Annotated in this window: 10 protein-coding genes; all 10 read right to left on the bottom strand. The window is 56.7% G+C overall.

Going from position 1 to position 12,641, the window contains the following annotated elements:
• Positions 1-8 precede the first annotated feature (8 nt).
• The 10 genes from SCD_RS14650 to SCD_RS14605 are packed head-to-tail and all read right to left on the bottom strand — an operon-like array spanning position 9 to position 12,601.
• Entirely contained in the window at positions 9-1,904 is a 1,896-nt protein-coding gene (locus SCD_RS14650) for an XrtA/PEP-CTERM system amidotransferase (protein ID WP_009207279.1), read from the bottom strand.
• Between the two features lie 9 nt (positions 1,905-1,913).
• Positions 1,914-3,113: a TIGR03088 family PEP-CTERM/XrtA system glycosyltransferase gene (locus SCD_RS14645; protein ID WP_009207280.1), complete on the bottom strand. Its 1,200-nt coding sequence runs from the start codon at positions 3,111-3,113 to the stop codon at positions 1,914-1,916.
• Complete coding sequence (xrtA, locus tag SCD_RS14640) at positions 3,110-4,678, bottom strand: exosortase A (protein WP_009207281.1); 1,569 nt, start codon at positions 4,676-4,678, stop codon at positions 3,110-3,112. Before xrtA ends, SCD_RS14645 begins: the two co-directional genes overlap by 4 nt.
• Positions 4,671-5,939 (bottom strand): TIGR03087 family PEP-CTERM/XrtA system glycosyltransferase, encoded by a 1,269-nt coding sequence (locus SCD_RS14635; protein ID WP_009207282.1) that lies wholly within the window; start codon positions 5,937-5,939, stop codon positions 4,671-4,673. The genes xrtA and SCD_RS14635 overlap by 8 nt, the downstream gene beginning before the upstream one ends.
• A 4-nt stretch (positions 5,940-5,943) precedes the next feature.
• The gene (locus SCD_RS14630; protein WP_051338820.1) at positions 5,944-6,951 is read right to left on the bottom strand and encodes a FemAB family XrtA/PEP-CTERM system-associated protein; all 1,008 of its coding nucleotides are present in this window, start codon (positions 6,949-6,951) and stop codon (positions 5,944-5,946) included.
• Positions 6,952-6,992: 41 nt separating this feature from the next.
• Positions 6,993-7,844 carry an XrtA system polysaccharide deacetylase gene (locus SCD_RS14625; protein ID WP_023507055.1) on the bottom strand — a complete coding sequence of 284 codons (852 nt, stop codon included), beginning with the start codon at positions 7,842-7,844 and terminating at the stop codon, positions 6,993-6,995.
• A 31-nt stretch (positions 7,845-7,875) separates the two neighbouring features.
• Complete coding sequence (gene wecB / locus SCD_RS14620) at positions 7,876-9,036, bottom strand: non-hydrolyzing UDP-N-acetylglucosamine 2-epimerase (RefSeq protein ID WP_009207285.1); 1,161 nt, start codon at positions 9,034-9,036, stop codon at positions 7,876-7,878.
• Between the two features lie 3 nt (positions 9,037-9,039).
• Complete coding sequence (locus SCD_RS14615; protein ID WP_009207286.1) at positions 9,040-10,044, bottom strand: XrtA/PEP-CTERM system-associated ATPase; 1,005 nt, start codon at positions 10,042-10,044, stop codon at positions 9,040-9,042.
• A gap of 12 nt (positions 10,045-10,056) precedes the next feature.
• Positions 10,057-11,628, bottom strand: a complete 1,572-nt coding sequence (locus SCD_RS14610; RefSeq protein WP_023507054.1) for a TIGR03016 family PEP-CTERM system-associated outer membrane protein — start codon at positions 11,626-11,628, stop codon at positions 10,057-10,059.
• Complete coding sequence (locus SCD_RS14605) at positions 11,612-12,601, bottom strand: XrtA-associated tyrosine autokinase (protein WP_009207288.1); 990 nt, start codon at positions 12,599-12,601, stop codon at positions 11,612-11,614. The genes SCD_RS14610 and SCD_RS14605 overlap by 17 nt, the downstream gene beginning before the upstream one ends.
• Positions 12,602-12,641 lie beyond the last annotated feature (40 nt).

Genomic DNA, 12,641 nt, shown 5'->3' with positions numbered 1-12,641 from the left:
ACTTTGCTTTAATTGACTTGTTGATTGCGCAAAAATGACTCGAACATCAGCAACGTCCATAGCGCCGTGCTGTAATCCCGCAAGCCGGATTGATGCAGATCCACCAACTCGTTCAGATAGCCGGCGTTGAAGTAGCCGGTTTGAGCCAGCACTGGACCAAGGACAGCGTTTCTCACTCTATCTTTCAGTGGGCCACGGAACCAACTGGCCAGCGGTACGGCGAAGCCCATTTTTTTGCGGTAGAGAATGTTGTCGGGCAGGTAGGGCTCCATGGTTTTTTTGAAAATATATTTACCCTCCCGCCCATTCAGTTTAAGCGACGGCTGGATGCACGATGCCCATTCCACCAGCTTGTGGTCGAGCAAGGGTTCGCGCACTTCGAGCGCATGCGCCATGCTGGCGCGATCAACTTTGGTGAGGATGTCACCGACCAGATAAGTTTTGATATCGAGGTATTGCACGCGTGCGAGCGGTTCATCAGTGGGTGAGTGGGCATCGTGTCGCTGCATCACTTCCACCGCGCGATAACCTTGCAGTTCGCGCTTGAAGCTTGGGCTGAACAAGCGATCGCGCATGGTGTCGCTCCACAGCGAGATGCTGTGGAAATAGCCTTCGACCGAATCGCGCGCCATGCCTTCGAGTGTGGCTTTGGCGCGGAAAATCTTCGGCGCCCAATCTGCTTTAGGATAGACGCGACCCAGCATGCCAAACAGGGGGCGACGCAAGGACGTTGGCAACAGTCCACGCATGCGTTCTTCATTCATGTGCCAGCGATAGCGTCGGTAGCCGGCGAAATTCTCGTCGCCGCCATCGCCAGACAAGGCAACGGTGACATTCTTGCGCGCCAGCTCACACACGCGGTAGGTCGGGATCGCCGAGCTATCCGCATAGGGTTCATCGTAAATCGCCGCCAGTTTGTCGATGAGATCGAAATCGTCCGTATCGACTTGCTCTACGCGGTGATTGGTTTTATATCTTGTGGCGACTTGCGCAGCGTATTCGGACTCATTGAATGCCGGATCGCCGAAGGAAATGGAGCAGGTGTTCACCGGCTCGTTTGATAGGTCCGCCATTATCGCCACCACTGCGCTCGAGTCCACGCCGCCGGAAAGAAAGGCTCCCAGCGGCACTTCGGACACCAGACGGATCTTGATCGATTCACGTAGCAGGCGTAGCAGTTCTTCTTGTGCTTCCTGCTCAGAGATCGCGGCGACAGGCTGGAACGGCACATCCCAATATTCGTGCGTCTGCGGCAATGGCTGGCCGCGCTTGACGGTGAGGGTGTGGCCGGGAGGCAGCTTGTAGGCTTCCTTATAAATCGTGCGGGGCTCGGCAACATAGCCGTAGGCAAAATATTCTTCGATGGCGCATGGATCAATCTCGCGCCCGCAGGCCGGATAGGCGGTCAACGCCTTGAGTTCGGAGCCGAAAATCAGCATGCCGTCGTGTGCGAACCCGTAATACAAGGGCTTTACGCCCATGCGGTCACGCGCCAGAAACAGTGTCTCCTGATTACGATCCCACAAGGCAAACGCGAACATGCCGCGGAAACGCTCGACACAAGCCTCGCCCCATTCCTCCCAGGCATGGACGATGACTTCGGTATCGCAGCGCGTGCGGAAGGTGTGGCCCAGCGCTTGCAGTTCGGGAATCAGATCGACGAAGTTGTAGATCTCGCCGTTGAATACCACCACCACGCTGCCATCTTCGTTGAACAAGGGTTGGTGGCCGGATGATAGATCAATGATGGACAAGCGCCGATGCCCCAGGCCCACGCCGGACTCGGTATGCAGCCCGCCTTCGTCCGGACCGCGATGAAATTGGGCCTGGTTCATCTGCGCGAGCAGCGTCTGGTCGACTTCGGCCCGCCCGTTGTAATCAAAAATTCCTACGATACCGCACATGCTGTTTGGTTATTCCTTTGTCAGACTGGTTCGCTCCGTTCGAGCTGGGCTAGAAGCGAATTCATGATTGTTGGCGAGTGCACGGTCATACACGCTGAGATAGTTCGCTAGCATCGCTTCCATGCTGAAGCGAGAGTCGATTTTTTCCCGCGCGGTTTGACCGTGCGTTTTCACCTGCACGCTGTCCTGAGCATAGCTGTGCAAGGCTTGCGCCAAAGCCGCCGAATCACCGGCAGGTACTAGTTTACCGGTTCGGTCATGCTCTACCAACTCAGGGTTGCCGCCAACACGGGTGGCAACCACCGGTAGCCCGCTCGCCATGGCTTCCAGAATGGTGTTGGAAATGCCTTCGCCCAACGAGGGCAATACGAATATATCCAGTGCGCGCATGATTTCGGCCACGTCTGAGCGTTCCCCCGGTAGCCATGCCAAATGCTCGGCCCCGGCTGTACGCAGCAGATCAAGGCATTCCACTCGGCTGTCGCCCTCGCCCACGATGACCAGCCGCAACCGCTTGCGCGACTCAGGCTGGTCCGACAATAAGCGCAGAAATGCGCGCACCAGGTTTGGATAGTCTTTTACTTCCGCCATACGGCCAACGCTGCCGATCAACAATTCGCTGCCGCTCATGAAACCATCCGGCCCGATCAGTGTGCGTTCATCTTGGCGCGGGTGGAAATGCAAGCTGTCCACCCCATTGTAGATTTGGGTGATGCGCTGAGGCGCGGCTCCGACCGTGTTTTCAAGCCAGTTAGCCAAATCCTTGCTGACTGCGATGTATTGGTGCACTAGCGGCCGCGCCAATTTGCGCAGCAGGTTGTATTTTCGGTTCTTGCCTTGCAGGTCGAACACGTCACGCCCATGCTCGCCATGTACGCGTGCTCGCACGCCTGCTGCTGCCGCTACGAACTGCCCTTCCAGCGTCGACAGGTTGCGGGTGTGCAGCAGATCCGGGCGCAGCTCGCGCAGCAGCCGGAACAGCCTCCCATACAGCCCTAGGTCTTTGCCGGGCCGCTTGTGCAGAGCGAAAAACTGTACATCGTCTCGCTGTAGGCGATGGCGAAAATCGGTGTAACCGTCCAGGCAAACTACCGCATGGCGGTAACGGTCGGCTGGCATGTGGTTGAGCAAATTGACGACACCGTTTTCCAGCCCGCCCATGCCGAAATGCTGCACCACGTGGGCGATAAGCGGGGCGCGCATGCTCATGGCCCGCCCGCAGCCTGTTTCAGGCTTGTTTCGATGGTCGGCAGCATGTCGCCGATGAATTCTTGCATGACGACCGCAGCGGACTCTATATCGCCATCGTAGGGTGCGGAGAGGATGATCGCTGCCGCATCGTCACGCTGGCCCAGCAATCTCGCTTTGGCTTCCAGCAGCTTGGCGAAATGCGCATTAACGGTGGGAATATCGCCGATGCGATTCCAGTTCCACACCAGCAACCGTCGCGTCGCCGAGCGTAGCTTGGTCTGCACAATCGGCAGCAGCTGGCTGTCGATTGTGACGACGCGGCTGGTCTCACCGACGTTGCTCCAGACGGGGTGTTTCTGGCGCACGATAACATTGGTCGATGTAACGAGTTGGGCACCTTCATGCTGATGGAGGTAGTAGCCAATGTAGAGACTGACTACCTTGGACCCTTTACGGTAAGTTTGCATCACGCTGGCGTCGCTGCCGCTATAATTCGGCTGCCAGTCGGACAGAGGTAACGGGTCTGCGAGCCAGCCATTGGCGGCAGGAACTTCGAGCTTGATCGGTACGGGTGGCGGAACATGGTTTTTCAGGTAGGCGGCATATCCCGGCCACATAGCCGCTATGCTTACGGCAGCAAGGGTGGTCAACGCGATACGCCGGAGGGGTAACGGAGCCAAATTGGTCGGTGTTGCGGCGGATTCGCTGTCTTTCGTCTGCTGCAAGTCTTCGCGCCAGAAGGCGCCAATCCAGAACAGCAGCAGCATCACCAGACCAAAGAATACCCAGCCGTAGATGTAGTGATCGACGCCCAATGCCAGTTTCATGTCAGAGAGGTGCGCAATCATTACGATCATGTAGGCGCGCAGACCGTTGGCGATGACCGGAACGATCACTGACAAAATAGTGAAAATGATGCGCCGTCGGGTGCTGCGGTAAGTGAGGTAGGCGTACAGGCAGCCCAGGGTGAGCGAGGCGATCAGGTAACGCAAGCCGCTGCATCCTTCCACTACCGACCATTGGCCACTGGGAATGGTAAAAAAAGTGCCCTCGCGGTAGACCGGAATGCCGGTGAGCTGCAATGCGGCAACGGTAAAATCGGCGGTGAAATCCATCATGTACGGGATGAGAAACTCACCCATCGGCACCGCAAAAAACAGAAAACCCAACGGGAACGTGAGAGCACGGGTGACGCGCAAACCAAGAATAATCCACACCAGCACCGGAATCATCGCCACTAGCGCGTATTGCTGTACAACCAGTACCCGTGCCAGGTAGGCCAGCAGCCAGCCAAAGCCAAACAGGAGTAATACCGGCAAGCCGCGCAGGTCTGGCTGAGGCGCGAGCAATGCAATTTCCTTGCGCCGACCCCAGATCAAAAAAGCACTGATGGGGAAGATCAGGAAGCCATGTGCAAAGGTTTCCGAACGGTTCCAAATGGCTACCGTGGACAGGGTGGTCTGGTAAAACAGCAACAGCAGCGCTGCCACCGCAGCGATTGTCAGCAGAGTAGCGATGGCCCAGTCGTTGGCCTGACGCTCGGGAGCTGTGCTGTCGGGATGGATGGCGGCAGGTTTACTCATGCATTACTCCAGCGGTTGTTAGCGCGATGGGTTTTGATGCGGTAGCTGTGCTGTGAAATGTCATCCCCGGTTCCGGTGAAAGTAAATCATCCACACGTTCCAGGTTGCGTTCCCATGTGTAGTCCGCCAGGGCTCGTGCCCGTGCGGCCTGGCCAATGTTGTTTTGGGGGTGTTGCAGTAAGGTCGAAATAGTGGCGACAAATTCTTTGTGGTCACGTGCCAGCAGAACTTCTTCTCCAATCTTCGCGGCAATGCCTTCCAGTGCCTGGATTGAGGCGACCACCGGCTTGGCCATGGCCATCGCCTCCAGCACCTTGTTCTGGATGCCGCGAGCAATGCGTAGTGGGGCCACTGCAAGGCGGGCATGCGCAAGGTAGGGACGAATGTCAGCCACTGCGCCGGTCACGTGCACGCCAGCCAATGCCGTGAGCGCCTGTACCTGGGGTGTGGGCCGGGAGCCGACGATATAAAAGCGCACATCAGGATTGCTGGCCAGCACCTCAGGCAGGATTTCCCGCGCAAACCATTGCACTGCATCGATATTGGGCCAGTAGTCCATCGCGCCGGTGAATACGATGGCAGCTTCATCTGAATGGTAAGGGTTGGGATACTCATGGGCGGGTGAAAAATATCCGGCATCCACCCCATTGTTAAAGAAGCTGGTCTTGGTCGCGCTTTCCGGCGCAAGTTGCTGAAACAGATCGGCCTCCGCTTGGGACACGAATAGCGATGCGTCGAATTCGTACGCGACTTTTCGCTCGTAGCTCAGCAGCGAGCGGCTTTCGCGCCGGTACAGCCAGCTCATGGGCCAGGGTTTTTTCTCGGCATATTGCCGCCATTTATCCGAGTCTATGTCGACGAAATCGATGATGCGCCGTGCTTGTCGGGCATTCATCACGTACTGAGCCATGGCCGAAGAGAATACCAGAACGCGTTCTATGGACTGTTCCTTCATTACCGTGTCTACCCACTGTTGCAAACCGCGATTGTGATAATAGTCCAGCGTTAGCGGCCGCTTGCCAGTCAACGCGCCCAGACTGCGCAGTCGCGCGGTGCGCGGGTTCAAGGATGCAAAATGGGTCTCTCCGCACAATTTCTTTACTGTATCCACGTGTTGCCAGTCGTCGTGGTCATCGACAAAGGTGCCTAAATGCACGCGATAACGCTGCGCCAAGTACTTCAGTATATGCCAGGAGCGGATTTTGTCGCCCTTGTTGGGCGGGTAGGGGATGCGATGGGTGAGATACAGAATGTCTTGCATCGCTCTACCCCAGATTCCTGACGATATACGGGCCGATTGCGTTGGCCACAGACAGAGGCAAGTGCTGCCACAGTTTGATGAACAGCCGGTACTTGGGGTTCAATGGATTGGTGTCCGGCACGGTCTTTGCTCGGTGCAACTGGTATTCGTAATGCAGCGGCTGTGGTTCGAACCCCCAGTTTTTCTTGAAGTCGAATGGCCCGGTGCCGCGCTTGCTGCGGCCATAATCGAACACCTTGATGCCGCGCTCGCAGGCGCGCCGCATCAGCTCCCAGTATTTGAAATCGTTGGCTGCAACATCGCGTGCTGCCAACGTGTCGCCAGCATAGTAGGGTAGTACCTCGTCGCGGAAATAAAAGCTTAGCACGCTGCTTAAGACTTGTTCGTCTTTTACCACAGTCAGCACTTCGCAATCTCTGCCGAATACTTCTTGCAGCAGAGCAAAATAGCGCTTGGGCAGCGCGGGAGTGCCATGGCGGTGGACATTGTCCGCGAACACGGAAAAAAATCGCTCCACATCGTTGTCGATCTCGCTAGCAAGCTCGGCCTTGATGCCCTTGCGCACCATCGCGCGCTGTTTGCGCGGAATGGCGAGCATGTTGGCTTCCACGTCCGGATCAATGGTCTTGCGGAAGGTGACGTACAGATCCTTGCCCGGCCAGTCGGTGTGAAAAGGCACTGTGTTGCGGTATTCCAGGAAGTCCACGTTGAGACTTGCAGCCAGTTTTTGCGCCTCCTCGTCCAGCGCCTGTCGTGCCGGCTCAGTGCTGGCGGCGATGCCGCCGTAGACACAAAACGGCAGTGAAGATAACGAATGCCCGAAGAGTCGGCTGTCGTTTTCTGCCAACGGCAGCACGCCCTGGATGGCGCCGTTCTCCTCGGCCAGCAGGAAGTGGGTGCGGTGGCCGAAGGCGCGCTCTATCACTTCTTTCCAGCCGGCGCGGTGGAAAAATGTGGCTGCGTGACAGCCGAAAACGAACTGATCCCAGTGTGCGGTGTCACCCGGCGTCATCGTGCGCACCTGTAGTGCGGTCGGGTTCGCCGTGCGTACGCTCACGTTTCTGCTTTCATGAACACGCGATCCATGCGGTCCCAGTGAAAATCCCGTAATAGCGCCTGAATGCGGGATTCCATGCGTGTCAGATTGACGTAATGGCGGAATTGCGTTTTTAACGAGATGCCCTGCTGACGAGGCTGGTCTGGATCAAGTTCCCACGGATGGAAGTAGAAAATGCAGGGCTTGCCGTCCTGATGGTTGACACGGCGTATGAGCCAGCGTGACGCCTGATAGGGCAGTAGTCTGAAATAACCGCCTCCTGCCGCTGGCAGGTTGCGGCCCAGCAGCGCCACAGTGGTGGGGGGGAGTTCTAGCACGCCACCCTCGCCACGCGGGTAGTGGGCAAAGCGCGGCGCCTCGGGCATACCGTAATGGTCGTGCCGGATCGGATAAATGCTGGAACTGTATTGATAACCCGCCTCCAGCAGCACGTCGTGCGCCCACAGATTGTCAGCACCAATGGAAAAGCTCGGAGCGCGATAGCCGATTACCGAACTGCCGGAGATGTCCTCCAGCAATTTCTTGGCGTGTGTGATGTCCTTGCCGAAGTCGTTCCGGTTTTGATCGCTGACGCGGTGATGGCCATAGCCGTGGCTGGCGAGTTCGTGGCCGTTGTCTACGATGCGCCGCACCACATCAGGGTAGCGCTCGGCGACCCAGCCCAGGGTGAAAAAGGTGGCATGTGCGTTACCCTCATTCAGCAAGGCCAGTGCGATGTCGATGTTGCGTTCCACCCGGCACGGCAGGCTGTCCCAATGTTCGCGCAGGATGTGGGGGGCAAAGGCCGAGACCTGGAAGTAATCCTCCACGTCGATGGTCATCGCATTCCGTATCTGCGCTGTTGTCATAAAATGTTTTCTGCAGGAGGCTGCATGAATGTCAGCTCAGACATCCATTTTCCAGCCATTCGTGAATTGCCGTTGCAATGCGTATCGAGGCTTGTCCATCCCAGAATTCAGGGATCCTGCCCGCCTTGCCGCCGCTGCGCATAATTTCGTCGAAGGCCGCCAGAATTTTTACCGGGTCCTGGCCGGCAATGGTATTGGTTCCCTCTTCCACCGTGATCGGCCTTTCCGTATTGTTTCTCAGCGTGATGCATGGGACGCCAAGGGCCGTAGTTTCCTCCTGAATGCCGCCTGAGTCGGTCAGCATGACCCGTGCATTCTTCATCAATCCCAGCATTTCCAGATAACCCATGGGCGGCAGCAGCAGCAACTCGGGAACTTTCAGCATCTCTTCCAGGCCAGAATTCTTGATCATGGCGTGGGTGCGCGGGTGCATCGGGAAGATGACGGGCAACTTGCGGCTGATTTTCAGGACTGTATCAAGCAGGGTGCGCAGGGTGGCGGGATCGTCCACGTTGGAGGGTCGGTGCAGGGTGAGGACGGCATAGCCGGCGTTGCCGCCCATAAAATCCTCATGCCCGGCGTCTTTCAGGATTTTGGACAAGGGGACGGCCCTTTCCAGATTGCGGCGCAGAGTGTCGATCATGACGTTGCCGACAAAATGGATGCGCGATTCGACTATTCCTTCTCGCAGCAGGTTTTCGCGGCCGCTGCTTTCGGTGATAAAGAGCAGGTCGGAGATCTGGTCAGTCAATATCCGGTTGATCTCCTCCGGCATGGCGCGGTCGAAGCTGCGCAGACCCGCTTCGACGTGAATCACCGGAACTCCTTTTTTTGCCGCCACCAGAGCGCAGGCCAGAGTGGAGTTTACGTCGCCGACCACTAGCACAGCGGAAGGCCGCTTGGCGTCCAGCACGGGCTCGAAGCGGCGCATGACTTCTGCTGTTTGGATCGCGTGACTTCCGGAGCCCACCTCCAGATTGATATCCGGTTGCGGGATACCGAGCGCCTCGAAATACTGATGGTTCATGACGGCATCATAATGCTGACCAGTGTGAACCAGACTCAAGGCCAGCGGTGGTCTGAGATTCCCCAGCGCCGCCATGATCGGCGCCATTTTCATGAAGTTCGGGCGCGCACCCACGACGCAAAGGATGCTGCCCAGGGTCTGAACCCCTGACGTGGGTATCGGCATTGACTATCTTCTTTTCGAAAGTTCTTTATTTACTCTGGGCAAGGAGAGGATCTGTTTGAGCAGATCCAGCACCGAGATGACGGAGGTCTCCATCTTGGCAAGCCTTTCATCCATGTTTTCCAGACTGACGCGGGTTACCGCTTTGTCTGGAACGGTGGTGGAAGTGATTTGGGCATCGGCTCCCGAGGCGGGAAGATCAAACTCATGCTGGATATCGCGAATGACTTCATTGACCTCTGAACTGCCAAAATCGTGTAGTTCTTCCAGGCAACCCATCAGCAACAGGCGGTCACACAGGGTATTGATCTTTCTGGGAATGCCGGTCGTGTAGTCGTAAATGGCGTCAAAGGCGTCCGCACCGAAGGACGGGTCGCCGCGCCAGCCAACGGTGCTCATCCGGTGTTCGATATACGACCTGGTTTCCGAGGCATCCATCGGTCCCAGATGATAGGTGGCGATTACCCTTTGCCGCAATTGTTCCATCTCACTGCCATGAAGGGTTTTCCTGAACTCCGGTTGACCGAGCAGGAAGGTTTGCAGCAAGGATTTGTCGGCAGTCTGGAAATTGGAAAGCATCCTCAATTCTTCCACCGCGCGGGGGGCAAGGTTCTGCGCCTCGTCCACCACCAGGAGGGCACGTTTTCCCTGACGGTCGCAAAGCCGAAGAAACTCCTCAATTGCGGTCAGAAGGTCGGCCTTGCTCGCGTCCTTGAAGGGAAGGCCGAAGGCCGCTGCTGTCATTCGCAGAGTGTCTTCCGAACCGAGGTGGGTGCTCACCAGTTGCGCCGCCAGGATGTTTTTCGCCTCCATTTTGCGGAAAAGGTTGCGCACCAGGGTGGTCTTGCCCGCGCCGATTTCGCCGGTGATGACGATGAAGCCCTCACCCTGAGACAACCCGTATTCCAGGTAGGCCATGGCGCGCTTATGGCCTTTGCTGCCGAAGAAGAAATTCGGGTCGGGTTTAAGTTGGAATGGCTTGGCGCTGAAACCGTAGAAGGATTCATACATGCTGAAAGCCCGCTAGAATCTCATGAACAGGGAGGCAGTCAGGGCATTCTCGCTATAATCGCCGCTGTCCTGGCTGGAGTCACGCTGCAGCCGCCGCAATTCAACCGAGCCATTGAGCTTGGGCTGGAACTGCCTGGTCAGGCTGAGCCTGATGGTCTTGTCGTTGTCTGTTCTGCCCAAGGAGGGGTAGCTGTTTCTGGTATACCCGGCGTTGATATTGGCGCTGGTGCGCGGGCCTATCCGCCAGTTCCAGAAAGCATTGCCGCCCACCTGTTTTGTGCTGTCGCTCAGCGCCAGCGCGGAGCTGCCAAACAGGGTGCTGTCTTGAGTTTGTGAGGTCTGCGCATCGCGCGTCGCGTGGAACAGGCTGAGTATGAGTGTGTTTTTTGCACCCGTCACGGCAACAGATGCCTGCAGGCGTTTTTGCAGAAAGAGGCGGTTGGTCAGGTAATTTACGGATTCTGCTAGGGATGGTCCGACGCGCAGTGTTATCGCATCAACATATAGCTTCCGGATGACTGGATCGGGCATCGTGGCGGCCAATAACTGATTCAGGAAACTCGCGGTGTCTATTGTGGCGGGAATCAAAAACTGATCTCTGGTAGAAGTGATATCCTCGCTGTAGCCCAGGCTCCAGGTGGTCAGGCGGGTGCGATGGCTGGCTGCGAGGGAGTAGGTGTCACCAAAGAATCTTCGTCCGGCGCTGGCATCGAGGCTGGTCGTTGCGCTGGGCGTCCAGGAAAAGCCGGCAGACCAGAAAGAACCATCGGGCTTTGTTCCGATCGAAATGTAGTTGTTTTTTTCATAGCCTCCGGTGGCTGTCAGCCTGAATTTCGGGGTAACCGGATAGCTCAGATTGCCGGAAAGAACTTCTGTATCTATATCTGGGGTGTTGGTGGTATTGCCATAGCTGGTTTTCCCGCTGCTGTAGTTCAAGCCCCAGCCCAGCGTGCTAAAGGCTGATCCGCTGTTCAGGCCGAGCTGGATGCGGTCCGACTGGCTGTTCCATAGCCCACTACCGCCAGTGCTGACTTCGTCATGAGTGTAGCGAACCTCGGTTGAGGCAAAGTTACTGAATTTATGGCGCAGATAGGGGCTGACGCTATAGGTCTGTACCTCGGTGCGGTTCCCGGTGGTATTGACGTTGTCAGCCGCCTGCGGGCCAGACAAAGATATGTTTTGCTGGCTAATCGCGGCTCGACCATCCAGGAAAAGCAAATCATCAACCAGCTCGGCATTGGCGCTGGCGTTCAATAGGTGATTCATCGTGTTTTGGCTGCTCTCCTCCGCGTAGACAAGATTCTGCATAACGTAACTGGCGTTGAGCTTCAGGCGGGGGCCGGTGCCCGTCAAGGATATGCCGGGATTGACCTGGGTAATGAATTCGCTCTTTTCCTGCCCCGACGGTGCCAATTTAACGTTGTCGGTATAGGTCTCTTTCAGGTCGAGACTGGGGGAGATTTTCCATTCCGCCGCGCCTGCATGAGAGTACACAAGCAGCATTGCCGTGGCGATGGAGCAGGTTGCAGGAAACGAAAGCCTATGGCAGGTGCCGGATCCAGGCGCTTTAGCCGTAGTAACCATAATACTCCCCACCGGGGAATGCCCGGGCTTTGTTGTAAATCAGATTAACGATATCGCATGCTTCTATTTGCCTGAGTGCTTCCTTGATCGCTTGCTGGGTCGTGCTTTCAGCCGCCACCACCAGGACAATCTGCCCCATTTGGCTTGCCAGCACATGCGCCTCGCTGGTAAGGAGCAAAGGAGGGGAGTCAAATATGACAATGCGGTCTGGGTAACGGCGCGCAATTTCCTTGAGCAAGTCGCTCATGGCCTGGCTCGCCAACAGCTCGGTTGCACGCTTGTGCCTGCTTCCGGCCTGAAGGATGGAGAGCTTTTCAACATTGGTTCTGATCAGGACGTCAGCCAGATCAAGCTTGTCGTCGAGAAGCACATCCAGCAAGCCGCGACCAGTCTCCAGCCCGAGGTACCTGGGTACCGAAGGCCGGGCTACATCGGCATCCACCAGAAGAACCGTGTGATCCAATTCCATCGCGATGCTCATCGCCAAGTTGGCAGCGCAGAAGGTTTTTCCTTCTCCAGCCAGGGCGCTGGTGACCATAATCAGATTGCCGCTATTGACAGGCTCGGCTCCCTGACTGAAAGCATTCTTGATCAATGGGCGCTTGATCAAGCGGAACTCCTCGGCAATTTGTGATCTTTCTCCATCAGGAATTATCATGCCCAACTGGCGTAATTTCGACAGATTGATCATGCCCTGTTTTGACACATGGCCTCCCGCCGAAAGCGCCGGGTTGGTTTCGTTCCCCTCGTTTCCACTGACAGCCTTCTGGTCTGAATGTTCTGGCGTCTCCGGGGCTATTTCCGCTGAGGAGGATGTTTCCATCTTTTCGATCTGATCGAGCTTGCCTGCTGCCTTTTCAATAAGGCTCACGCGGTCTCCCGATGGGGACTTCGCGGTAACCTCATGCGGGGGCAACTTTGCCCCTTTTTCGATCTGATCGAGCTTGCCTGCTGCCTTTTCAATAATGCTCACGCTGTCTCCCGATGGTGTTCATTCCCTAGGCGCCAATCCC

It is taken from the genome of Sulfuricella denitrificans skB26 (assembly GCF_000297055.2).
Taxonomy (GTDB): Bacteria; Pseudomonadota; Gammaproteobacteria; order Burkholderiales; family Sulfuricellaceae; genus Sulfuricella; species Sulfuricella denitrificans.
Note: the sequence above shows the minus strand (reverse complement) of the source record. Positions and strands in the feature narration are given on the sequence as shown.

What these genes read in the sequence shown, in the direction of transcription:
- SCD_RS14650 (WP_009207279.1), bottom strand. Translation starts at nt 1,904, where the DNA reads ATGTGCGGTATCGTAGGAATTTTTGATTACAACGGGCGGGCCGAAGTC.
- SCD_RS14645 (WP_009207280.1), bottom strand. Translation starts at nt 3,113, where the DNA reads ATGAGCATGCGCGCCCCGCTTATCGCCCACGTGGTGCAGCATTTCGGC.
- xrtA (WP_009207281.1), bottom strand. Translation starts at nt 4,678, where the DNA reads ATGAGTAAACCTGCCGCCATCCATCCCGACAGCACAGCTCCCGAGCGT.
- SCD_RS14635 (WP_009207282.1), bottom strand. Translation starts at nt 5,939, where the DNA reads ATGCAAGACATTCTGTATCTCACCCATCGCATCCCCTACCCGCCCAAC.
- SCD_RS14630 (WP_051338820.1), bottom strand. Translation starts at nt 6,951, where the DNA reads ATGACGCCGGGTGACACCGCACACTGGGATCAGTTCGTTTTCGGCTGT.
- SCD_RS14625 (WP_023507055.1), bottom strand. Translation starts at nt 7,844, where the DNA reads ATGACAACAGCGCAGATACGGAATGCGATGACCATCGACGTGGAGGAT.
- wecB (WP_009207285.1), bottom strand. Translation starts at nt 9,036, where the DNA reads ATGCCGATACCCACGTCAGGGGTTCAGACCCTGGGCAGCATCCTTTGC.
- SCD_RS14615 (WP_009207286.1), bottom strand. Translation starts at nt 10,044, where the DNA reads ATGTATGAATCCTTCTACGGTTTCAGCGCCAAGCCATTCCAACTTAAA.
- SCD_RS14610 (WP_023507054.1), bottom strand. Translation starts at nt 11,628, where the DNA reads ATGGTTACTACGGCTAAAGCGCCTGGATCCGGCACCTGCCATAGGCTT.